Raw genomic sequence first — 20953 nt, forward strand, 5'->3', positions numbered from 1 at the left:
TTTGCTCCTGATGCCATTGTTCGATTGGTACGCGGTCGACTCGGCCACTCGGCCGAAGCAGACAAACCGACGCCTGTCGATCGATTACGAGCACGAGCACCGCGATGCTGAGCACGAGTACGAGTACGATCTCAGACGATCCGACGCCTGAAGTGCCGACCGCTGATTGGGATACTGAATTACCCACGGCGATTCCGATCAAGTACATTGGCAAACAGCGACGCTGGCTCGTGCCGTCGTCGTGGCCGGACGCGTGAACTATGTGGTGCACCGCAGTCGGCGAGTTGAGTTTGTTTTTGAGTTTAGGTCGATCGCGCCGACGCGGTGACCACCGCCGTTGAACTATGTGGTGCACCGCAGTCGGCGAGTTGAGTTTGTTTTTGAGTTTAGGTCGATCGCGCCGACGCGGTGACCACCGCCGTTGAACTGGCCTTCGGGTTGAGCTGCAAACATTGATTGCGAGGTGCCGATGGCCATCACGCTTCAACAGATTTTCGGACGCTATTTCGACTCCTTCGCCTCGCGTTTTCACGTCTCGCGGGAGATGCTTCGCGCCGCATGGTGCATCCAACACTGTCGCACTCGGACGCTCGGTGGGCACGTCAACAGTTGCCCCGAAGGTCACTACCACAGCATCGCCTACAACTCCTGTCGGCATCGGTGCTGCCCCCAGTGCGCCTGGGTGGCCCGAGAGCAGTGGCTGGCCAAATGTAAGCAACGCTTGCTGCCCTGCCCGCATCATCACATCGTCTTCACACTCCCGAGCGAACTGAATCGAATCTGGCGGTTCAACAAGGCTGCCTATGCAGAGACCCTCTTCAACGCCGCGAAGGAAACACTCCAGCAACTGCTCAAGGACCCCAAGTACCTCGGTGCGAAGCCTGGGATCCTGGCGGCGCTGCACACCTGGAACCAGACCCTGTTGCCGCACGTGCACTTGCATTGCATCGTCACCGCCGGCGGGCTGGCTGGTGATGGGACGTGGCGCCGTCCCCAAAAAGATTGTTTGCTGCCCCGCAAAGTGTTGATGCTCAAGTTCCGCGGCAAATTCAAGGCGATGCTTCAGCAGAAGGTTCAATCAGGCAAGATCCAATTGCCCGACTCGATGAGCGCATCCGACTTTCAGAAGCTGTTGGCCAAGCTCAGCGGCAAACCGTGGAACGTCAAGATATTTGACGCCTATCGTGATGGCTCCGGTGTGGCGACCTATTTGGCTCGGTACATCAAGGGCGGCCCGATCGGCAAGTCACGGTTACTGGACGTTCAAGATGACAAGGTCGTGTTTCGCTATCGGATTGGAACGCAGGACGGTGGGGACGGGAAACGTCAGGGGGTGACCGCGTTGCCGATCGATCAGTTTCTCGGCCGCTGGCTGGAGCACGTGCCGCCGCGGCGATTTCAGACGGTTCGCGGCTACGGTCTGTACAGCGGCAACCAATACTCCCAGCTCGATGAGGCCCGTGCCGCGCTCGGCGTGGAGCCGCCAGAGTCCGACTCGCTTGAACAGTTGACTTGGCAACAATGGTGCGAGTCGGCCGGGCTTCTTGATGCTTGCACGTGTCCGGTGTGTGGTAAACGGTTGGTCTCGCATCACGAATTTTCCGCCGGGCGGGATCCTCCCTCTGATGCGTATTCTTGGCGTGAGAAACAAGGGCAAGCCGCATGATGCCGCTGGAGAATTTCACAAGGGACAGCCATTGCCACCGACGGTACCGAAGGTGCGCGCCCGATGAGATCCATTCGTTGGGGACAGCTGCTAGAATCCCTCACGACGGGTCGTTCGATCGGGTAAACTCCTAAACATCGGTCGAGCCGGTCCCACGACATCGGGGCCGAACGAAGGCCTCGTTCAACCAAACGTTGCACCGAACTTAGCATCAGGGGCAACGAAGTGCCAATCAGCCCACTCACCCGCCAGCGTTTACCGCCGCTAACTCGGTGAACGTAGACGTTCACGCTGCTAACCGACGCCTGACGACAGCGCACCCTTCTTCTTTTGCGTCTTCTTGCGTTCTTTTGTGGCAATTGATTCGCTGTCGTTTGATCGTGACCCCAAGATCGCCCACCGGATGTCATCGAACCTCCGTTTCCTGGGATTCCCATTTGATGTCATCGTTCGATAGGTGCGCGGTCGACTCGGCCGACGAAGACAAACCGACGCCTGAAGTGCCGACCGCTGATTGGGATACTCGATTTCCCACGGCAATTCCGATCGAGTACATTGGCAGCGAGCGGCGATGGCTCGGGCTGTCGTCATGGCCGACCGCGTGAACCAAGTGGTGCACCGCAGTCGGCGAGTTGAGTTTGTTTTTGAGTTTGGGTCGATCGCGCCGACGCGGTGACCACCGCCGTTCCGCTGCAAATGAAATCCTGATGGCAGTCAATCCGTATTCCCCATCAACGACCAATGACCTCGCGGATCTCGTTCCGGTTGGTCCGTCGGGGCCTTCACGAATTGGGAATGGCCCATCGGTTGTCATCGCTCTCGGAGGTCTTTGCGGTTTCTTGGTTGCTCTCCCTCTGATGCAACGACAGAACCCGTTGGGGCTTTTGATTGCTGTCGCAGGCTGGGTGATTGGTGGACTTGTCTATCGCCGGATATCTGCGAAGTGGCCGCACGATCCGATTGCTCGTCGTCGGCAGTTCGCGGTTTCTGTTGCGGCAGTTACGATCCCACCTTCCGTGACGCTAGGTTTTTTCGGTTTTTTGGGCACGCAATACCCACATCTGATCATCCTGGCCGAAATCCTAGGTCTATCGATAGTGGCGGGAGTGTTTGCCAGCGGGACACGACGTTTTCGACCGCCGTCTGAAATCGCGGAACCAGACGATGCACGTGAGCCGCCGAGTTGAGTTTATTGAAGTGGTGAGTCGTTCGCGGCGGCCATGTGATCGTTACCGTTCACGCTGCTAACCGACGCCTGACGACAGCGCACCCTTCTTCTTTTGCGTCTTCTTGCGTTCTTTTGTGGCAATTGATTCGCTGTCGTTTGATCGTGACCCCAAGATCGCCCACCGGATGTCATCGAACCTCCGTTTCCTGGGATTCGCATTTGATGTCATCGTTCGATAGGTGCGCGGTCGACTCGGCCGACGAAGACAAACCGACGCCTGTCGATGCCAACGCTGACAACCGACGCCTGAAGTGCCGACCGCTGATTGGGATACTCGATTTCCCACGGCAATTCCGATCGAGTACATTGGCAAACAGCGGCGATGGCTCGGGCTGTCGTCATGGCCGACCGCGTGAACCAAGTGGTGCACCGCAGTCGGCGAGTTGAGTTTGTTTTTGAGTTTGGGTCGATCGCGCCGACGCGGTGACCACCGCCGTTCACGCTGCTAACCGACGCCTGACACGCCGCGGCACATCGATTCGTGTCATTCGAGTGATTCGTGGACCAACCTCTTCTCCGCTGTTCGCATCCTGGTCCAACGCCCGGCATCCCGACTGCGATTGGTGCGCTCGAAGGGCGCCCACCTGAATTCATCCGACCTCTGTATCCTGGGATTCGCTCCTGATGTCATCGTTCGATAGGTGCGCGGTCGACTCGGCCGACGAAGACAAACCGACGCCTGTCGATCGAGTAGGAGTACGAGTACCGCGATGCTGAGTACGAGTACCATTCAAGACAAACCGACGCCTGACGTGCCGACCGCAGATTAGGACGCTCGATTTCCCACGGCGATTCGGATTGAGTACATTGGCAAACAGCGGCGATGGCTCGGGCTGTCGCCATGGCCGACCGCGTGAACCAAGTGGTGCACCGCAGTCGGCGAGTAGAGTTTGTTTTTGAGTTCTGGTCCATCGCGCCGACGCGGTGACCACCGCCGTTCGCGCTCCCAAATCGTACTCGTACTCAGGCGTCAGCCGGTACTCCTACTCGTACTCGACTGGAAGGCAAACAAACCGATGCCGGTCGCCCACGCTGCTGAACGTTGTGACTGAACTCGGCCCACCTGATGTCATCGGACCTCCATTTCCTAAGATTCGCATTTGATGTCACGGTTCGATAGATGCGCGGTCGACCAAGACAAACCGACGCCTGTCGATTCGAGTAGGAGTACGAGTACCGCGATGCTGAGTACGAGTACGATCCAAGACAAACCGGCGCCTGAAATGCCGACCGCTGATTGGGACACCGAATTTCCCGCGGCGATTCCGATCGAGTACATTGGCCGTCAGCGGCGATGGCACGGGCTGTCGTCGTGGCCGGACGCGCGAACCATCCGTTGCACACGCAGGCACGGAGTCGACGTCAACCGAAAACCCAATGTCGTTCGCCGTGCCGCGGTGAACGGTGGACGTTCGCTGACTGAAGGCATCATATGACATTCCTTGATCCTCGCTGGGATGAACTCACCGATGCCGAATGGGATCAATTCGCTATTGCTTGGAATGCTGAACTCAACGGAAGTGAAGAATCACATCCGCTTCCGCGCCTTCCTTGGTTGCTCGATGATCCGCCGAGCGGCGCAAGCGACTTCGTCGTTCCAATGAACTTTACGGCATCGCCGAACGCTCAATGGAAATTCATTCTTGCTGCGTACTCGCACGGAAACGTGGATACTCACGGACACCTCGCAGCGGGACCAGTTGAGCACTTGCTTGGGAATCACGGAAATGACTACATCTCGGTTGTCGAAAAATCAGCCGCTGAAGATCCCGGGTTTGCTAATATGTTAAGGGGTTGCTACCAATATCGAATGACTGCGGACGTTTGGCGCCGCCTGTGCGTTGCTCGCGGAGAAAGCGGCGAACCAGACGATGCACGTGAGTCGCCGAGTTGAGTTTGTTGAAGTGGTGAGTCGTTCGCGGCGACCACGTGATCGTTACCGTTCGTCGTAGCAGGCGATTTCGATTGACACGAATCTATGCGTTTCCAACTTCACCATTTATTGGCGGTAGTGACGGTTTTCGCCGTCTTACTCGCATTCGCGAAGGCTACTGGCCATGCGGACCGCGATGGTGTCTGGGAGATCATTTCAATCGAACAAGAAGAGAGAGACTTCACCAGCTTCGACGGAATGGGTCCGCCTCTCTACGACTATATTGGTAACCTGAAAGATGGAGATCGCAATATTCGAGTACACCTTGGCAGTAGCTGGCTCACGGATTTCGAAGTGCTGCCCAAGCCAGGAGAAACTGTCGAGTTCAACCAAACTAAAACGAGCCGACCCGGCCAGAGCACCTACTCACCATTTTTTATCTCGCACCGGACTCCCATATTTCCTCGGCTCATGACTGTGCTCGTGATCGCTGGAGCTTCAACTGCTTTGGTCTTGCTATCCATCGTATTGCAGAACATGATCGTGCGATTTGCTGTCGACAAAGTTGGCACAAACTCCGTTTACGACGAACCAGACGATGCACGTGAGCCGCCGAGTTGAGTTTATTGAAGTGGTGAGTCGTTCGCGGCGACCACGTGATCGTTACCGTTCACGCTGCTATCCGACGCCTGACGACAGGGTCCACTTCGTCTTTTGCGTCTTCTCGCGTTCTTTTGTGGCAATTGATTTGCTGTCGTTTGATCGTGACCCGAAGGGCGCCCACCGGGTGTCATCGAACCTCTGTTTCCTGGGTTTCGCATTTGATGTCACGGTTCGATAGTTGCGCGGTCGACTCGGCCGACGAAGACAAACCGTCGCCTGTCGATCGAGTACGAGCACGAGTACCGCAATGCTGAGTACGAGTACGATCCAAGGCAAACCGACGCCTGAAGTGCCGACCGCAGATTGGGACACTGGATTTCCCACGGCGATTCCGATCGAGTACATTGACAAAGAGCGGCGATGGCTCGGGCTGTCGTCGTGGCCGACCGCGTGAACCATGTGGTGCACCGCAGTCGGCGAGTTGAGTTTATTTTTGAGATCAGGTCATTCGCGCCGACGCGGTGACCACCGTCGTTCTGCCAAGAAGATGAAGACCTACGAAGTTGATTCCACCTATCGTCAAATCTATGTCGCCGATCAGGTTCTCGAACCGGAGACGCCCGAGGACTGGACTGACACCCATGTCCAACAGAGGCACAACACGCATGACCACATTACGGCTTTGTGTCCCGCCGGGGACATTGTCGCTCGTGTCATAAGCTACGGCCCACGCGAAGCGGTGAGTGAACCCGATGACAATGCTGATTTTGACATTGTGACCGCGATTGACGTTCCATCTGGGCAGATCGGTGTTTTCGGTTGGCCCTGGGAACTTCAGGATTCGTATACGATTAACCCTGGCATAGCAAGGATTCGATTTCGTGGCTTTCGGACGGCCGATACAGACGACGAAAGGGACTACTACGTCATTGAGATCGAAGAGGCAGAACCAAACGATGCAACCGAGCGGCGAAGTCGGGCGTTTTGAAATCGTTGATCTACCGTCGCCGCCAGCTGATCGTAAACGTTCCCCGACCGAAGTTCATCTCTCGGCACGCGATGACGAACCTCAACCCATATTCGACTCCTTCATCGCCACCAGCATCAACTGCGCCCGTGGCACGAACACGATGTCCTGTATGCAACGGTGCGCTGAAACGTTTTCGCCTTGTCCTTCCATTTTCACGATGCCCGACTTGTCATCGACGCGTCCGACTTCGCAACTCCACGCTTGCGAGCTCGCTGTCGACCCTTACAGCGATTGGCTGCTTCATCTCTTTGTTGCAATTTGAGGCAACGCCCGATTCAAACGGATGGATCTTTGGTATTCACGCACTGGTGTTTGTTTCCCTTGGCACACTTTGGTTTCACGTCTTCGGACAGCCCGCCCTAGCTGGCTGGATTGGCAGCGCCTCGCAAGAGACACTGGCTCGTGAACGCGACCGGTTCCGAGCTGGATTACCGTGAAGAGCGGGGAACCATCCCGTGCACCGAAGGACGGCTTGCGCGGTTTCACAAATGGAAAATCAATCGTCCGTCCTCGGTGACGGGTACCGTTCTGTCGCTGAGGAGTCCGTTGTATCGACGAAAACACTGCGCAGCATTTGATCGCGAATTGGATCACACATCGTGACGCGGCAGCAGCGTTACTTGTGGCCGAACTCAATCTGGAATCACCACGTGATGTGCTTCGTCCTGAGAATCGCGGGCGACATGATCTCGACGGAACGGGATGGTCATACCGAACGCATGGTATTGGCGTCGACGTAACACGAAGCAACGGACATGGCGGGATTGATTTTGATTTCTCTACACTGCCTGGGCAACTGTTCGCACCTCCCGATTTCTGGCGTCTTGTCCTGTTTGCCAAACGTTCGGTGCATGACCGGACAATTGACACTACCAAATTTACACCGATAATTGACGACGCTGACTCATGTCGCGATGTGATCGAAAGGGTTCTCGGTCAGCTGTTTCCAACGCAGCAAGAATGACAGAACCAGACGATGCACATGAGTCGCCGAGTTGAGTTTGTTGAAGTGGTGAGTCGTTCGCGGCGACCACGTGATCGTTAACGTTCTGCCATTTAGTCTCCCGTTTGCATGGTGAATCCACGCTTGGAATCGATTGACACTTTTATCCGAAGGCTGCTGACGATCAGACGGCGTTTAGCTCGGCTACCACAACCACAGTTTTCAGGCGATTGGCCGAATGGATTCCCGCCTTCGGAATCGTTAAGTACGATTTTGCACGCATCGTATTACGCGAGTCTGGAACAATATGAAGGCCGGACCATACGTACGGTCCTCAATTGGACGCACCCCGCATTTGGCCGAGCTTACGTTCACAGATTTGACAGTCCATCGGTGGATTTCAGTGCAAAGAACATGCGTCAACTTGCGCAAGTCGCAGACGGTATGTCGAGCAATCTGAGCTTAGTCCTCGATAATGATCGGTTGGCCATATCTGGGATTGAGTTCTGTTGGCCTGTCGGCGGAGCACTCAGGAATGACGGTTTTGTGCCAGGTGTAAAGATTTCCATCAAAGGACCAGGGCACATCGAATACCAGGAAGGCACCTTGGCAGTAGCGTACAACAAGGGTCGCCAGATAAGGCTGCGTCCACTTCAGCAGAATGAAGCTATTCGCGCATGGATAGCCGACACAGAGTGTGCTCTCCACGAACAGGCCATATCATCGCTCAAGAGCGATGCAGTTTGGGGACCACACGAAGAGCGACCGGAATTCCCGAACGGCGTGATGCTCACATTCCTCTGCAGCGCGATTAGAACGATTGAAAACGGAGGCCACGGAGGCACAATATTGGTGCTGCCGACTGCTCACGATGCGAAATGCATTGACGTACGTTTTCCAGCATTGTCAAACGACCTGACGACTCTTGTTCGTCGATTTGGTGAAGCGAGTCTGCTTGCGGCCAAGGAAGGATTTAGCACCACATCACCGCTTTCCCCGAGCATGGTTAGTGAGCACGACATGATGTCAACGCTCGAGGCGTTTGGTGTTGCTTTCGCCAAACTTGCAAACTGTGATGGTGCAATTGTCATGACACGTGATGCAAGACTGCTGGGCTTCGGTGGTATCATCCAGTCGCCAGCGCCAGCACTTTGTAGGACTCAACCACGGCAGGCACGCGGTGCGCGGCACACGTCTGCTCAATGGCTTTGCGAATCAGTTCCAAACTCGATTGCATTAGTCGTGTCCGCTGATCGTGGCATCACATTAATCCACTCATTGGAGAGAAACACGCAGATAACAAAAGACTTGGTGGTTTGGTGATTCAATCTAAACCTTCTGCAATGTATGGAGGCAGAACCATGGGTTGCAACGGAGGCCGCGATCTGACGTTTTCAAAGTGGGGAGTCGTTCGCGCGGCCCCGCTGAACCCTGCCGTTCACGCTGCTAACCGGCGCCTGGTGACAGCGTCCACTTCTTCTTTTGCGTCTTCTCGCGTTCTTTTGTGGCAATTGATTTGCTGTCGTTTGATCGTGACCCGGAGGACGTCCACCGGATTTCATCGGACCTCTGTTTCCTGGGATTCGCATTTGATGTCACGGTTCGATAGGTGCGCGGTCGACTCCACCGACGAAGACAAACCGGCGCCTGTTGATCGAGTACGAGCACGAGTACCGCGATGCTGAGTACGAGTACGATTCAAGACAGACCGACGCCTGAAGTGCCGACCGCAGATTGGGACACTCGATTTCCCACGGCGATTCCGATCGAGTACATTGGCCGTCAGCGACGATGGCTCGGGCTGTCGTCATGGCCGACCGCGTGAACGAAGTGGTGCACCGCAGTCGGCGAGTTGAGTTTGTTTTTGAGTTCAGGTCCATCGCGCCGACGCGGTGACCACCGCCGTTATGCCACCAAGCAGAATGACACGCGAAGATGCTCGAACCTGAAACGAAATCGGAGATTGCAGCCATGGTCCGGTCTGGGTTCTATTCCCGAGACCGATTGCTCGAAATATTTACTGAGGAAATGTACGCGCCCAATGAACTCGACCCTGCAGAGGTGTCATCTGAGTTGGATGCACAATTTACTCAATACGAAGAGGAAAAACAGTCGTACCCGCCAACCACTGACTGCGATCGACTCGACGCTGCGTTTAAAATGATGAACGAACGTGGGGTCGTCGCCATCCAGAATGCTGGTTATACGCAAAGCGACGGGTTCGAAGACGTCGGTGAGTCTTACAACCAGCATCCAAACAAGGAGTCCGTTTTAGGCTATTGTTTCTACCACGGTCAGGACCTGGAACGTGCGGTAAACGGAGAGGGGTTATACTTCGCGTTTGGCCCCGTCGACCCCGCAGTTGAACAAACTGTCGGCATTGAGGTGGGAAATATCGTTCGCGACTCACTTGAAAGCAATGGCTTGGCGGTCGAATGGGATGGGACGTTTGAAAACCGCCTCAGGGTTCCCAAGCTGAATTGGCAGAAGCGTTGACCCATCTCGTGGCATAACCAACGGATGCACGACGAGCGGCGAAGTCAGGGTTCTTGAAGTGGTTGATTTCGCGTCGCCGCCGCGTGATCCTTATCGTTCGCGCTGCTAACCGACGCCTGACAGCCGCGCACGTCATCTTTCGTGTTTTTCGCGTCTTTCGTGGTTGTTCTCTTTACTGCTGATGTCAGCACTGACTGCAACGCCCACTTCTTCTCTGTGTCCCTCCGTGACCTCGGTGGTTGATCATTCATCGACGGTCTGACTGGTGCGTTCGAACTGCGCCCACCGGATTTCATCAGACCTCTGTTTCCTGGGATTCGCTCCTGATGTCACGGTTCGATAGGTGCGCGGTCGACTCTGCTGACGAAGACCAACCGACGCCTGACGACTGCCACGCCGACAACCAACGCTCGAAATGCCGACCGTAGATTGGGATGCAGAATTTCCCTTGGCCATTCCGATCGAGTACATTGACTATCAGCGACGATGGCTCAACGTGTCGTCGTGGCCGACCGCGCGAACCAAGTGGTGCACCGCAGTCGGCGAGTCAAGTTTGTATTTGAGTTCAGGTCGATCGCGCCGACCCGGTGACCACTAGGACGTTCTGCCACGGAATTGATGTGCGCCGCATTGCCATCGCCAGCCTTTTTATTCTCGCATTTATCGCCGCTGCGTGGTTGCTCGCACAAGATGACGGTCGTGACATTCCGTCGGAGCCTCCACGCGAGTCGAATCGAATTGTTCACCCGAACGGGTTTTCAATCATCAATCCCAACAACTGGAAATCCAAGCTTATTTTGGCGTCTGATCCGTACATGCCGCCTACTATCGCAATTTCGCCACGGTCGACCCGCGTCACACGACGATACGGAGTTTCGCTGTCTGTCACGCAACTACCCGAAGATCGCGTCGACATTGAAGGGTTTCGGCACTCCGAGTTTCAGGGGCAACCTGCGCACGAGCACATCACAACGCGAGACGGCAGCTTCATGGATGATCCACCGGCAATGTCCTATACACTGTGCTTTCAACGCGAGGGGATCTGGTTCGAGATTCGGTACTCGATCTTTGATTCGTACGACGATTTGCCGGACATGATCGAATCGTACATCGCCACTTTTCGGTACACTAAGAAGGCAGAACAATGACATGCACGGGAGGACGGCTTGCGCGGTTTTTGAAGTGGAGAATTTTTCGTCCGTCCCCCGTGATGTCTACCGTTCGCCGACAGAGTTGTTGTCTTGGTTAGCAACGCGAAATGAAATTGCCACGCCCTACAATCGTAGAATGGTGCGTATGCTTGTTCATTGGCGCTGCATTTTTGGGATTGCTGTTGCCGGCGATTCGAGCCGCGCGGGAAACGTCGTCGCATGGAAACCCAATTCCAACTCTTCCGCCAAAAGAGGATCGTAGGTTGATCCACGAATCGGGTGTGTCGGTGATCTCGCCACCCGACTGGTGGGAACCAACTTGGTACGGAGAGCGTGCAGGAATAAGACTTCAGATTTCTGGCGGAGGCGGTCGTTATCCGTCTTCAATCATCGTCGAGCGATTGCTAGAACCCCCAGACCTCACGGGCTATCCGCTACAGTGGAAATATGGGGAGGATACCTTCCCAGCGCGACAAACGAAACTTGGCGAGGGCGAATGGTTTGCGGAGGATCGGCTTTTCGAATTTTCCGCTGTCGTGAGAGTAGGAATCACGAACTACTGGATCGCATATCGGTCGCATGCTGCAATTGACGAACTGCCTGCAATGGTAAACTCTTATCTACAAACGGTACGGCTTCCGGAACGCCACGCAGGGGAAGCGGCGAACCATCCGATGCAACCGAGCGGCGAAATCGGGCGTCTTGAAGTGGAAGATCAACCGTCGCCGCCGGCTGATCGGTAACGTTCACGCTGCTAACCGACGCCTGACGACAGCGCCTATTTCTTCTTTTGCGTCTTCTCGCGTTCTTTTGTGGCAATTGATTTACTGTCGTTTGATCGTGACCCGAAGGGCGCCCACCGGATGTCATCGAACCTCTGTTTCCTGAGATTCGCATTTGATGTCACGGTTTGATAGGTACGCGGTCGACTCGGCCGACGAAGACAAACCGACGCCTGTTGATTCGAGTACGAGTACCGCGTCCGCTGAGTACGAGTACGATTGGAGGAAAACCGACGCCTGAAATGCCGACCGCTGATTGTGACGCTGAATTTCCCTTGGCGATTCCGATCGAGTACATTGGCCGTCAGCGGCGATGGCTCATGCCGTCGTCGTGGCCGGACGCGTGAACCAGGTGGTGCACCGCAGTCGGCGAGTTGAGTTTGTTTTTGAGATCAGGTCGCTCGCGCCGACGCGGTGACCACAGCCGTTCTGGCATTGAAAATCGTACTCGTACTCAGGGCGCCGCCCGGTACTCGTACTCCTACTCGACTCGGGGCACCAATGACCGAACCCATCTTCGACCACGATCGACTAGACGTTTACCGTTTCTCTATCGAATACGTTGCTTCGTCATTCGCCGCCGCGAGAGATTTGAGCGGCTGTCATCGCCACGCTCGTGATCAATGGCTTCGCGCCGCTCAATCCATACCGCTGAACATCGCCGAGGGCAACGGGAAGCGAAGCCTCAAAGATCGTAGTCGATTTCTTGACATCGCTCGTGGCTCGGCGCTGGAATGTGTCGCAATTCAAGACGTGCTTGCCGCAACCGATGGACTGGATGTTGAACGCCACCACGAACTGAAACGTTCGCTTCATCGGATCGTTTCGATGCTGACTCGGTTGATCGCGAGATCCGATGCCGTGGCCGAATCGCCGGTGGAGTACAATGCAGGGACCGAGTACGAGTACCGCGATGCTGAGTACGAGTACGAGTACGATCAAGGCAGGAAGCCAGAACCAAGCCGTGCACCTGAGGACGGCTTGCGCGGTTTCACAAGTGGAAAATCACTCGTCCGTCCCAGGTGACGGCAACCGTTCACGCTGCTAACCGGCGACTGGTGACAGCGTCCACTTCTTCTTTTGCGTCTTCTCGCGTTCTTTTGTGGCAATTGATTTGCTGTCGTTTGATCGTGACCCGGAGGACGTCCACCGGATTTCATCGGACCTCTGTTTCCTGGGATTCGCATTTGATGTCACGGTTCGATAGGTGCGCGGTCGACTCGACCGACGAAGACAAACCGACGCCTGTCGATCGAGTACGAGCACGAGTACCGCAATGCTGAGTACGAGTACGATCCAAGACAAACCGACGCCTGAAGTGCCGACCGCAGATTGGGACACTGGATTTCCCACGGCGATTCCGATCGAGTACATTGACAAAGAGCGGCGATGGCTCGGGCTGTCGTCGTGGCCGGACGCGTGAACTATGTGGTGCACCGCAGTCGGCGAGTTGAGTTTGTTTTTGAGTTTAGGTCCATCGCGCCGACGCGGTGACCACCGCCGTTCACGCTGCTAGCCGACGCCTGACGACAGCGCCCACTTCTGCTTTCGCGTCTTCTCGCGTTCTTTTGTGGCAATTGATTCGCCGTCGTTTGATCGTGACTCGAAGGTCGCCCACCGGATGTCATCGAACCTCCGTTTCCTGGGTTTCGCATTTGATGTCACGGTTCGATAGGTGCGCGGTCGACTCGGCCGGCGAAGGCAAACCGACGCCTGTCGATCGAGTACGAGCACGAGTACCGCAATGCTGAGTACGAGTACGATCCAAGACAAACCGACGTCTGAAGTGCCGACCGCAGATTGGGACACTGGATTTCCCACGGCGATTCCGATCGAGTACATTGACAAAGAGCGGCAATGGCTCGGGCTGTCGTCGTGGCCGGACGCGTGAACTATGTGGTGCACCGCAGTCGGCGAGTTGAGTTTGTTTTTGAGTTTAGGTCCATCGCGCCGACGCGGTGACCACCGCCGTTACACGAACCGATGTTTGAGTCTGAGCGTCGCGCAATCCTTAGAGCCGCCGGAGTCCCGGAATCCATTGCTGCCGATTGGGACGCTACTACACAAAGACTTCTTTGCATCGCATATGCATCGTCAAATCAGCATGTTGCTGACTTACTCGCGACAGAGATTCCTGAGTTGACGGGCATCGCCGCTATCTTCGAGCAGAACGGAGAGGCGGTGATTGGTTACCTCCCCCGCTCAAACGAATTTGTCCGCTTCTACTACGAGGACGGCCTAGATGGCGGCGACGCGATTTCCGTATTGGGAAACGGCTATCAACAATTTGCAGCGTCAATTTTGCTGGAATACGTAGAGTCCGCCCTTATGGACAAGTGCCTGCCTCTGTCCTCAATACTTGGATTTGACGCCACGGCTGAATTTATGGATATACTGAACGCTGAGCCCTACGATCGACAAGCCATGCAATCCTTCCATGCCTCTCTCGCCGTATCGTGACGCTTAGCCCGGATATTGCATCCGCTGATACGATTCCCCCTATAGCGCGAAAGCCTTAGTTCGTGTATCTATTGGAGTTACGACACTTCACAGAACACGAAACCAAGGCTTTCGGCAATGACAAAGCGTAATCGAAAACGTCCCGCATTGAAACGCCTCCGCAGGCAGGCCGTTGAAGTGGATTTCAACGGCGGATCGCTCACCTCCGACGGAGGCCTCGTCCTGCTTCGTGAAGTCGACAAAAAGCTCAATTTGATCGAGCGGATTGACCAAGCCATCGACGACCCACGTGATCCGTTTCACACCAAGCATTCGCAAGCGGAAATCCTCATCAGTCGAATCTTTGCGATCGCTGCAGGATACGAAGATGCAAACGATCAACAGCATCTTCGCAACGATGCCGCCTTTCAAGTCGCCGCCGGACGGACCCCTCGAATCAATGCCGGGGCGGACGACGATGAAGATCCCACTCTGGCAAGTCCCTCGACGCATTCGCGATTTGAAAATCGAATCGGCAAAAAAGAACTCTTCGAGCTCAGCAAGATCCTCGTTGACATTTTCCTTGACAGCTTCGACACCCCGCCTGGTGAAATCACGCTCGATCTAGACGCAACGGACGACAAGGTACACGGCGAGCAAGAAAGAAGGGCTTTCAATGCCTACTACGACAGTTACTGCTTCCAACCGCTGTACGTATTTTGCGGCGACCAACTTCTCGTCTCTTATCTTCGTGCGGCCAATCTCGGTGATGCACACCACGCACGCGGGATCACAAAATTACTCGTCGCAAGGATCCGCAAACGATGGCCTCAGGTCAAAATTACCCTTCGTGGTGACGGAGGCTTTGCGATCGAACGCCTGATGCGTTGGTGCGACAAAAACGATGTCCACTACATCTTTGGTTTGCCCAAAAATAAGGTTTTAGTCAAGGAAATTGCTTGCGAAATGACACGGGCAAGAATCCTTCGATCACACCGGGGTGGGAAACAAGCCTGCTTCAAATGGTTTCGCTATCGCACCGGCAGGACTTGGGACCGCCATCGCTGGGTGGTCGGCAAAGCAGAGTACACTGGCAAAGGCCCCAATCCTCGCTTCGTCGTAACAAACCGTTTCTCAAGTGATGGCATTGTCGACACGACCTACCATCGACCGATGGTCAACGGCAAAAGGCAACCGTTGCAAGTTAAGACTCCAGGAACATGGTGTTCTGTCGCCTTTGACCCGGAGAAGTTTTATCGAGAGCACTACTGCATGCGTGGCGAGATGGAGAATCGGATCAAAGAACAACAGCTTTGCCTGTTCGCTGATCGCACCAGTTGCACCCGTTTTATTGCCAATCAGTTCCGCGTGATGCTTTCATCATTTGCTTACGTTCTACTCGATGGGGTGCGTCGCCTGGGCCTGAGTGGAACGAAACATAGTCGTCTACGCGTGGACACAATTCGATTGCGTCTATTGAAAATTGCAGCACGCGTGCGTGTGACTTGCCGTCGTGTGATCTTTCATCTCTGCAGCCACTGCCCCTGGGAACCGCTGTTCAATCAGGTGCTGACGCGTCTTTGTCGTAGCGACTAGCTACCCCCATCGCATCGCGATTCATCACCCAGCGACAATTTTGTCCTCTGGGGGTGGGGGGCCTCTGCCCAAAGCCAATCAATTGCAGCGAAAATCGGCCATAATAGGCAACGCCGCCGTAACTCAGTCCAAAATCACAGTCAACCACTCAGCGGATGCAATATCCGGGTTAGGGACGTGTAACCATCGGATGCACGACGAGTCGGCGAGTCAGGGTTGTTGAAGTGGTTGATCTTTCGCGCCGACCGCGTGATCCGTCCCGTTCACGCTGGTAACCCACGCCTGACGACAGCGTCCACTTCTTCTTTTGCGCCTTCTCGCGTTCTCTTGTGGCAATTGATTTGCTGTCGTTTGATCGTGACCCGAAGGTCGCCCACCGGATGTCATCGAACCTCCGTTTACTGGGTTTCGCATTTGATGTCACGGTTCGTTAGGTGCGCGGTCGACTCGGCCGGCGAAGGCAAACCGACGCCTGTCGATCGAGTACGAGTACGAGTACCGCAATGCTGAGTACGAGTACGATCCAAGACAAACCGACGTCTGAAGTGCCGACCGCAGATTGGGACACTGGATTTCCCACGGCGATTCCGATCGAGTACATTGACAAAGAGCGGCAATGGCTCGGGCTGTCGTCGTGGCCGGACGCGTGAACTATGTGGTGCACCGCAGTCGGCGAGTAGAGTTTGTTTTTGAGTTTAGGTCCATCGCGCCGACGCGGTGACCACCGCCGTTCCCCGACTGAATGAGAGTCATGGCAAATGCACGTGTCCGGCTTCATCGCACTGATTTTCGCTATCGTCGTTAGTCGGTTTATCAGCGAACGCGCATACCGTGACCTTGATTCGGACCAAAAACTGCGGTTGATGGACGGGTTTTCGTCAACGCGGATGTACTCAATGGTTCCGCTCCTGATTCTCGTCGCAGCGTTTTGGTATCTGACGACTAAAACCGAACTAGACAAATCCCTGATCACTACAGCGTACTTTGGACTCCTGATTGTCTACGTCGTCGTTCGTACGATCCTTAACCAACGCAAGTTGCTCGCTCTCGAAATGCCTGACACTTACCGACGTATGTTCATGACTGCACAGGCAGTCTCGCTGGTTGGCGTAGCTTGGTTCTTCTATACTATCTTCTAATGTCTTTCCGCCTCCTCAACATCGTTCGATGCGGAAGCGGGGAACCATCCGATGCAACCGAGCGGCGAAGTCGGGCGTTTTAGAATGGATGATCAACCGTCGCCGCCGGCTGATCGGTAACGTTCGTGGCGGTAGACGTGGCTGCGATGGTCCGGCGCCTGTCGTCCATGCTGCTGACGGGTGCGCTCGAATTTGGCCCACTTGATGTCATCGAACCTCCGTTTCCTGGGATTCGCTTTTGGTGTCACGGTTTGACGGGTGCGCGGTCGACTCACCCGACGAAGACAAACCGACGCCTGTCGACTTCAATGCTGACGACCGACGCCTGACGTGCCGGCGGGAGATTGGGACGCTGGAATTTCCCGTGGCGATTCGAATCGGGTACATTGGCAAACCGCGACGATGCTCTAACCCGGCGTGCCGACCGACGCCACGAACCCGGCGATGCACCCCAGCACGCTCATTGTTGCGAGATACAAACTTTCACTCCGATTCGGTCATCACGCTCACGCCGACTCAATCGTAGAGGTCCGTGTGCGAGGTGATCGCTGACGTTCACGCTGACAACCCACGCCTGACGACAGCGCCCACTTCTTCTTTTGCGTCTTCTCGCGTTCTTTTGTGGCAATTGATTTACTGTCGTTTGATCGCGACCCGAAGTTCGCCCACCGGAATTCGTCGAACCTCCGTTTCCTGGGATTCGCATTTGATGTCATCGTTCGATAGGTGCGCGGTCGACTCGGCCGAGAAAGACAAACCGACGCCTGTCGATCGAGTAGGAGTACGAGTACCGCGATGCTGAGTACGAGTACGATCCAAGACAGACCGACGCCTGAAGTGCCGACCGCTGATTGGGAGACTCGATTTCCCACGGCGATTCCGATCGAGTACATTGGCAAACAGCGGCGATGGCTCGGGCTGTCGGCGTGGCCGGACGCGTGAACCATGTGGTGCACCGCAGTCGGCGAGTTGAGTTTGTTTTTGAGTTCAGGTCGATCGCGCCGACGCGGTGACCACCGCCGTTCACGCTGCTAACCGACGCCTGACGACAGCGCCCACTTCTGCTTTCGCGTCTTCTCGCGTTCTTTTGTGGCAATTGATTCGCCGTCGTTGGATCGTGCCCCGGAGGACGCCCACCGGAATTCGTCGAACCTCCGTTTCCTGGGTTTCGCATTTGATTTCACGGTTCGATAGGTGCGCGGTCGACTCGGCCGAAGAAGACAAACCGACGCCTGTCGATTGCAACGGTTGATCGTGACATCGCTGATTCCGACGATTGGATTCGGGTATGCCGGCAGAGCGAAGTGTCTCAGGCCCGGAGGGCCGGTAGAGTGCCTGCCGGTGGCGTCAGCCACCGGGGGGGGGATTCAAAAGAATACCAAGGCCCAGCGGGCCGACACAATGCCCGGGCTTCGAGTGGACCGGGAGCTCCATTGTGCCAGCCTTCCAGGCCTCAGCAAATGCGTTCTTTCGATACCGGTGGCTGACACCACCGGCAAGCATTGTGCCAGCCCTCCGGGCTTCATCCCGACTCCACAAAGAAATCGGTTCAGCAAGGGGAGTGAAAATTTTCACGGCGATCCCGATGGAGTACATTGACACCGAGCGACGATGGCTCAAGCCGTCGTCGAGGCCGGACGCGTGAACTAAGTGGTGCACCGCAGTCGGCGAGTGGAGTTTGTTTTTGAGTTCAGGTCCATCGCGCCGACGCGGTGACCACCGCCGTTCGTCGATTCGAAACGCCTAAGCAAGCCGTGAAAGAAGATCCGAATCCATACTCTCCCGTGTCCACCGTGGATGTCGCGCCAGCGGGCGGATCGCGCTGGCGGGCAGTACCGTCATTTGTAACAGGCTTTTTCGGAGGGACCGCTCTGCAGTGGGTGCTGTTCTGGACCGATTCTTTCAGCACGGAGGTTCCACCCTTGGGCGGCGCTTTGCTTGGCTTGCTCAGTGTGCTCGCAATTAATTTTCCTGTGGTCCGAAACCGACCGGTATCACTTTTGGGCGGTGCCATCGTTGGCAATCTAAACGCGTTTTGGTGCAATAAAGCGCCGCTTCTTTACTGGGACATACCTCGCGATGTCGTTACTGCATGGGGACTCGCTTCGATCGCCTTCGCTCTGACTTTTGCCTGTAGTTTTGCGTTTGTTAGTTTGGCAAGGCGGACCAAGTTGTTCCAGCCTTATTCGGTACATCGACACAGTGAACACGACGAACCAAGCGATCAACCGAAATCGCGGAGTCGTGGTTTTTGACAATGGAAAATCAATCGCCGCCGTTCGTCGATGGTAGGATGATCTGATGGATACTGTTTACATCGAAACGTCGATCGTGAGCTACGCGACCGCGTGGCCGAGTCGCGATATCCAAACTGCGGCGATGCAACAGCAGGCTCGAGATTGGTGGAATTTGGAAGGACCCAATTTTGATCTTGTGACATCGCAGCTCGTGATCAACGAAGCGTCTGCTGGCGATCCAACCGCCGCACAGGATCGACTCGAATTGCTGGATGGCCTAGAACTTGTCGACGTGGGGCAGGGTGCACAGGCCCTTGCCGCCAGGATCGTTTCCGCCCATCTGATGCCACAGAAAGCCGCTGCCGATGCATTGCATGTGGCCGCTGCCGCACTCGGTGGTGTAAACTACCTGCTGACACTCAACTGTAAACACATCGCGAACGCTCATGAGCTTCCCCGGGTCTATGAATTGCTCGATAGCGAGGGGCTGGGGCAGTTGCTGATCTGTACTCCCGCAGAGTTTTTAGGTGGAGATAATGACGAAGAATCCAATACTTGATGAACTGCACTCCGTTCGAGAGAAAATGCTGGCAGATGCTGGCGGCACTCTTGAGGGACTGGTTGCAAAGGTTCAAGCAGATCAGAAGGCTTCCGGTCGAACGATCCGCAAATCACGACGAACCATCCGATGCACTGAAGCGGCGAAGTCGAGCGATTTGCGAAATGAGAGTCAACCGTCGCCGCTCAGTGATCGGTAGCGTTCACGCTGCTAACCGACGCCTGACGACAGCGCCCACTTCTTCTTTTGCGTCTTCTCGCGTTCTCTTGTGGCAATTGATTTGCTGTCGTTTGATCGTGACCCGAAGGTCGCCCACCGGATGTCATCGAACCTCCGTTTCCTGGGTTTCGCATTTGATGTCACGGTTCGATAGGTGCGCGGTCGACTCGGCCGGCGAAGGCAAACCGACGCCTGTCGATCGAGTACGAGCACGAGTACCGCAATGCTGAGTACGAGTACGATCCAAGACAAACCGACGTCTGAAGTGCCGACCGCAGATTGGGACGCTGGATTTCCCACGGCGATTCCGATCGAGTACATTGACAAAGAGCGGCAATGGCTCGGGCTGTCGTCGTGGCCGGACGCGTGAACTATGTGGTGCACCGCAGTCGGCGAGTTGAGTTTGTTTTTGAGATCAGGTCATTCGCGCCGACGCGGTGACCACCGCCGTTCACGCTGCTAACCAACGCCTGACTGGCACGGCCCACTTGTTCTTTTATGTCTTCTCGAGCTTTTTGTGGCAATTGATCTGCGGCGGTTTGACTGGTGCGCTGACGTACTTGCTGGAAGGGGCTCACGCAAAGTCGCCAAGCCGCAAAGATTAGAACCCACTTCTTTGCGGCTTGGCGTCTTTGCGTGTCCTTGTTTCACTTGATCCACACTGATGCCGCAATGGGTACGCGCGAACTGGGCCCACCCAAATTCATCAGGCCTCAATTTCCTGGGATTCGCATTTGATGTCACGGTTTGACAGATGCGCGGTCGACTCGGCCGAGGAAGGCAAACCGACGCCTGTCGATGCCAACGCTGACAACCAACGCCTGAAGTGCCGACCGTTGATTGGGTGACTCGATTTCCCACGGCGATTCCGATCGAGTACATTGGCTGTCAACGACGATGGCGCGTGCCGTCGTTGTGGCCGGACGCGTGAACCATGTGGTGCACCGCAGTCGGCGAGTTGAGTTTATTTTTGAGATCAGGTCGATCGCGCC

General features: G+C 55.6%; 25 protein-coding genes. All 25 read left to right on the plus strand.

Features of this window, described 5'->3' with window-relative positions; translation table 11 throughout:
* Positions 1 to 104 precede the first annotated feature (104 nt).
* The 25 genes from Enr13x_RS38455 to Enr13x_RS38495 all read left to right on the plus strand — a co-directional run bounded on the left by Enr13x_RS38455 (position 105) and on the right by Enr13x_RS38495 (position 20331).
* Positions 105 to 257 (plus strand): hypothetical protein, encoded by a 153-nt coding sequence (locus Enr13x_RS38455; RefSeq protein ID WP_197455490.1) that lies wholly within the window; start codon positions 105 to 107, stop codon positions 255 to 257.
* Between the two features lie 212 nt (positions 258 to 469).
* Positions 470 to 1666 (plus strand): IS91 family transposase, encoded by a 1197-nt coding sequence (locus Enr13x_RS31615; protein ID WP_145390903.1) that lies wholly within the window; start codon positions 470 to 472, stop codon positions 1664 to 1666.
* A 440-nt stretch (positions 1667 to 2106) separates the two neighbouring features.
* Positions 2107 to 2271, plus strand: coding sequence for a hypothetical protein (locus Enr13x_RS38460; RefSeq protein ID WP_197455491.1), 165 nt, complete (start codon positions 2107 to 2109; stop codon positions 2269 to 2271).
* Positions 2272 to 2523: 252 nt separating this feature from the next.
* Positions 2524 to 2853, plus strand: a complete 330-nt coding sequence (locus Enr13x_RS31620; RefSeq protein WP_231743895.1) for a hypothetical protein — start codon at positions 2524 to 2526, stop codon at positions 2851 to 2853.
* Positions 2854 to 3997: 1144 nt separating this feature from the next.
* On the plus strand, positions 3998 to 4330 hold the full coding sequence (locus Enr13x_RS31630) for a hypothetical protein (protein WP_145390906.1): 333 nt from the start codon (positions 3998 to 4000) through the stop codon (positions 4328 to 4330).
* Positions 4327 to 4788, plus strand: coding sequence for a DUF6869 domain-containing protein (locus Enr13x_RS31635; protein WP_145390255.1), 462 nt, complete (start codon positions 4327 to 4329; stop codon positions 4786 to 4788). Before Enr13x_RS31630 ends, Enr13x_RS31635 begins: the two co-directional genes overlap by 4 nt.
* Before the next feature lie 84 nt (positions 4789 to 4872).
* Positions 4873 to 5388 (plus strand): hypothetical protein, encoded by a 516-nt coding sequence (locus Enr13x_RS31640; protein WP_145390907.1) that lies wholly within the window; start codon positions 4873 to 4875, stop codon positions 5386 to 5388.
* Positions 5389 to 5677: 289 nt separating this feature from the next.
* Positions 5678 to 5824, plus strand: a complete 147-nt coding sequence (locus Enr13x_RS38465) for a hypothetical protein (protein ID WP_197455492.1) — start codon at positions 5678 to 5680, stop codon at positions 5822 to 5824.
* A gap of 93 nt (positions 5825 to 5917) precedes the next feature.
* Positions 5918 to 6358 (plus strand): hypothetical protein, encoded by a 441-nt coding sequence (locus Enr13x_RS31645; protein WP_145384899.1) that lies wholly within the window; start codon positions 5918 to 5920, stop codon positions 6356 to 6358.
* Between the two features lie 616 nt (positions 6359 to 6974).
* Positions 6975 to 7364: a DUF6896 domain-containing protein gene (locus Enr13x_RS39950; protein WP_390621047.1), complete on the plus strand. Its 390-nt coding sequence runs from the start codon at positions 6975 to 6977 to the stop codon at positions 7362 to 7364.
* 108 nt (positions 7365 to 7472) lie between these two features.
* The gene (locus tag Enr13x_RS31660) at positions 7473 to 8666 is read left to right on the plus strand and encodes a putative sensor domain DACNV-containing protein (protein WP_145390910.1); all 1194 of its coding nucleotides are present in this window, start codon (positions 7473 to 7475) and stop codon (positions 8664 to 8666) included.
* 355 nt (positions 8667 to 9021) lie between these two features.
* Entirely contained in the window at positions 9022 to 9168 is a 147-nt protein-coding gene (locus Enr13x_RS38470; protein ID WP_197455494.1) for a hypothetical protein, read from the plus strand.
* A 110-nt stretch (positions 9169 to 9278) separates the two neighbouring features.
* Positions 9279 to 9839, plus strand: coding sequence for a DUF6891 domain-containing protein (locus Enr13x_RS31665; RefSeq protein WP_145390911.1), 561 nt, complete (start codon positions 9279 to 9281; stop codon positions 9837 to 9839).
* Between the two features lie 815 nt (positions 9840 to 10654).
* Complete coding sequence (locus tag Enr13x_RS31670; protein WP_145384879.1) at positions 10655 to 10987, plus strand: hypothetical protein; 333 nt, start codon at positions 10655 to 10657, stop codon at positions 10985 to 10987.
* A gap of 266 nt (positions 10988 to 11253) precedes the next feature.
* Positions 11254 to 11733 (plus strand): hypothetical protein, encoded by a 480-nt coding sequence (locus tag Enr13x_RS31675; RefSeq protein ID WP_145390912.1) that lies wholly within the window; start codon positions 11254 to 11256, stop codon positions 11731 to 11733.
* A 157-nt stretch (positions 11734 to 11890) separates the two neighbouring features.
* Positions 11891 to 12013: a hypothetical protein gene (locus Enr13x_RS39500; protein ID WP_261344160.1), complete on the plus strand. Its 123-nt coding sequence runs from the start codon at positions 11891 to 11893 to the stop codon at positions 12011 to 12013.
* Between the two features lie 260 nt (positions 12014 to 12273).
* On the plus strand, positions 12274 to 12798 hold the full coding sequence (locus Enr13x_RS31680; RefSeq protein ID WP_145390264.1) for a four helix bundle protein: 525 nt from the start codon (positions 12274 to 12276) through the stop codon (positions 12796 to 12798).
* Between the two features lie 250 nt (positions 12799 to 13048).
* Entirely contained in the window at positions 13049 to 13195 is a 147-nt protein-coding gene (locus Enr13x_RS38475; protein ID WP_197455488.1) for a hypothetical protein, read from the plus strand.
* A 321-nt stretch (positions 13196 to 13516) separates the two neighbouring features.
* Positions 13517 to 13663 carry a hypothetical protein gene (locus Enr13x_RS38480; RefSeq protein WP_197455349.1) on the plus strand — a complete coding sequence of 49 codons (147 nt, stop codon included), beginning with the start codon at positions 13517 to 13519 and terminating at the stop codon, positions 13661 to 13663.
* Between the two features lie 92 nt (positions 13664 to 13755).
* A complete protein-coding gene (locus Enr13x_RS31685) occupies positions 13756 to 14232 on the plus strand; it encodes a hypothetical protein (protein ID WP_145390913.1) in 477 nt (158 codons plus the stop codon).
* 117 nt (positions 14233 to 14349) lie between these two features.
* Positions 14350 to 15807, plus strand: a complete 1458-nt coding sequence (locus tag Enr13x_RS31690; protein ID WP_145384429.1) for an IS1380 family transposase — start codon at positions 14350 to 14352, stop codon at positions 15805 to 15807.
* Between the two features lie 503 nt (positions 15808 to 16310).
* Complete coding sequence (locus tag Enr13x_RS38485; RefSeq protein WP_197455349.1) at positions 16311 to 16457, plus strand: hypothetical protein; 147 nt, start codon at positions 16311 to 16313, stop codon at positions 16455 to 16457.
* 1284 nt (positions 16458 to 17741) lie between these two features.
* The gene (locus Enr13x_RS38490) at positions 17742 to 17888 is read left to right on the plus strand and encodes a hypothetical protein (protein WP_197455495.1); all 147 of its coding nucleotides are present in this window, start codon (positions 17742 to 17744) and stop codon (positions 17886 to 17888) included.
* A 1359-nt stretch (positions 17889 to 19247) separates the two neighbouring features.
* Positions 19248 to 19742, plus strand: a complete 495-nt coding sequence (locus Enr13x_RS31695; RefSeq protein WP_145390914.1) for a type II toxin-antitoxin system VapC family toxin — start codon at positions 19248 to 19250, stop codon at positions 19740 to 19742.
* Between the two features lie 442 nt (positions 19743 to 20184).
* The gene (locus tag Enr13x_RS38495) at positions 20185 to 20331 is read left to right on the plus strand and encodes a hypothetical protein (protein WP_197455496.1); all 147 of its coding nucleotides are present in this window, start codon (positions 20185 to 20187) and stop codon (positions 20329 to 20331) included.
* Positions 20332 to 20953 lie beyond the last annotated feature (622 nt).

This window comes from Stieleria neptunia (genome assembly GCF_007754155.1).
Taxonomy (GTDB): domain Bacteria; phylum Planctomycetota; class Planctomycetia; order Pirellulales; family Pirellulaceae; genus Stieleria; species Stieleria neptunia.

What these genes read in the sequence shown, in the direction of transcription:
- Enr13x_RS31690 (WP_145384429.1), top strand. Translation starts at nt 14,350, where the DNA reads ATGACAAAGCGTAATCGAAAACGTCCCGCATTGAAACGCCTCCGCAGG.
- Enr13x_RS31695 (WP_145390914.1), top strand. Translation starts at nt 19,248, where the DNA reads ATGGATACTGTTTACATCGAAACGTCGATCGTGAGCTACGCGACCGCG.
- Enr13x_RS31630 (WP_145390906.1), top strand. Translation starts at nt 3,998, where the DNA reads ATGTCACGGTTCGATAGATGCGCGGTCGACCAAGACAAACCGACGCCT.
- Enr13x_RS38460 (WP_197455491.1), top strand. Translation starts at nt 2,107, where the DNA reads ATGTCATCGTTCGATAGGTGCGCGGTCGACTCGGCCGACGAAGACAAA.
- Enr13x_RS38465 (WP_197455492.1), top strand. Translation starts at nt 5,678, where the DNA reads ATGCTGAGTACGAGTACGATCCAAGGCAAACCGACGCCTGAAGTGCCG.
- Enr13x_RS31615 (WP_145390903.1), top strand. Translation starts at nt 470, where the DNA reads ATGGCCATCACGCTTCAACAGATTTTCGGACGCTATTTCGACTCCTTC.
- Enr13x_RS31620 (WP_231743895.1), top strand. Translation starts at nt 2,524, where the DNA reads ATGCAACGACAGAACCCGTTGGGGCTTTTGATTGCTGTCGCAGGCTGG.
- Enr13x_RS38475 (WP_197455488.1), top strand. Translation starts at nt 13,049, where the DNA reads ATGCTGAGTACGAGTACGATCCAAGACAAACCGACGCCTGAAGTGCCG.
- Enr13x_RS38480 (WP_197455349.1), top strand. Translation starts at nt 13,517, where the DNA reads ATGCTGAGTACGAGTACGATCCAAGACAAACCGACGTCTGAAGTGCCG.
- Enr13x_RS39500 (WP_261344160.1), top strand. Translation starts at nt 11,891, where the DNA reads ATGTCACGGTTTGATAGGTACGCGGTCGACTCGGCCGACGAAGACAAA.
- Enr13x_RS38495 (WP_197455496.1), top strand. Translation starts at nt 20,185, where the DNA reads ATGCTGAGTACGAGTACGATCCAAGACAAACCGACGTCTGAAGTGCCG.
- Enr13x_RS31680 (WP_145390264.1), top strand. Translation starts at nt 12,274, where the DNA reads ATGACCGAACCCATCTTCGACCACGATCGACTAGACGTTTACCGTTTC.
- Enr13x_RS31645 (WP_145384899.1), top strand. Translation starts at nt 5,918, where the DNA reads ATGAAGACCTACGAAGTTGATTCCACCTATCGTCAAATCTATGTCGCC.
- Enr13x_RS31665 (WP_145390911.1), top strand. Translation starts at nt 9,279, where the DNA reads ATGCTCGAACCTGAAACGAAATCGGAGATTGCAGCCATGGTCCGGTCT.
- Enr13x_RS38485 (WP_197455349.1), top strand. Translation starts at nt 16,311, where the DNA reads ATGCTGAGTACGAGTACGATCCAAGACAAACCGACGTCTGAAGTGCCG.
- Enr13x_RS31660 (WP_145390910.1), top strand. Translation starts at nt 7,473, where the DNA reads ATGGTGAATCCACGCTTGGAATCGATTGACACTTTTATCCGAAGGCTG.
- Enr13x_RS31670 (WP_145384879.1), top strand. Translation starts at nt 10,655, where the DNA reads ATGCCGCCTACTATCGCAATTTCGCCACGGTCGACCCGCGTCACACGA.
- Enr13x_RS31635 (WP_145390255.1), top strand. Translation starts at nt 4,327, where the DNA reads ATGACATTCCTTGATCCTCGCTGGGATGAACTCACCGATGCCGAATGG.
- Enr13x_RS38470 (WP_197455494.1), top strand. Translation starts at nt 9,022, where the DNA reads ATGCTGAGTACGAGTACGATTCAAGACAGACCGACGCCTGAAGTGCCG.
- Enr13x_RS38490 (WP_197455495.1), top strand. Translation starts at nt 17,742, where the DNA reads ATGCTGAGTACGAGTACGATCCAAGACAGACCGACGCCTGAAGTGCCG.
- Enr13x_RS31685 (WP_145390913.1), top strand. Translation starts at nt 13,756, where the DNA reads ATGTTTGAGTCTGAGCGTCGCGCAATCCTTAGAGCCGCCGGAGTCCCG.
- Enr13x_RS38455 (WP_197455490.1), top strand. Translation starts at nt 105, where the DNA reads ATGCTGAGCACGAGTACGAGTACGATCTCAGACGATCCGACGCCTGAA.
- Enr13x_RS31640 (WP_145390907.1), top strand. Translation starts at nt 4,873, where the DNA reads ATGCGTTTCCAACTTCACCATTTATTGGCGGTAGTGACGGTTTTCGCC.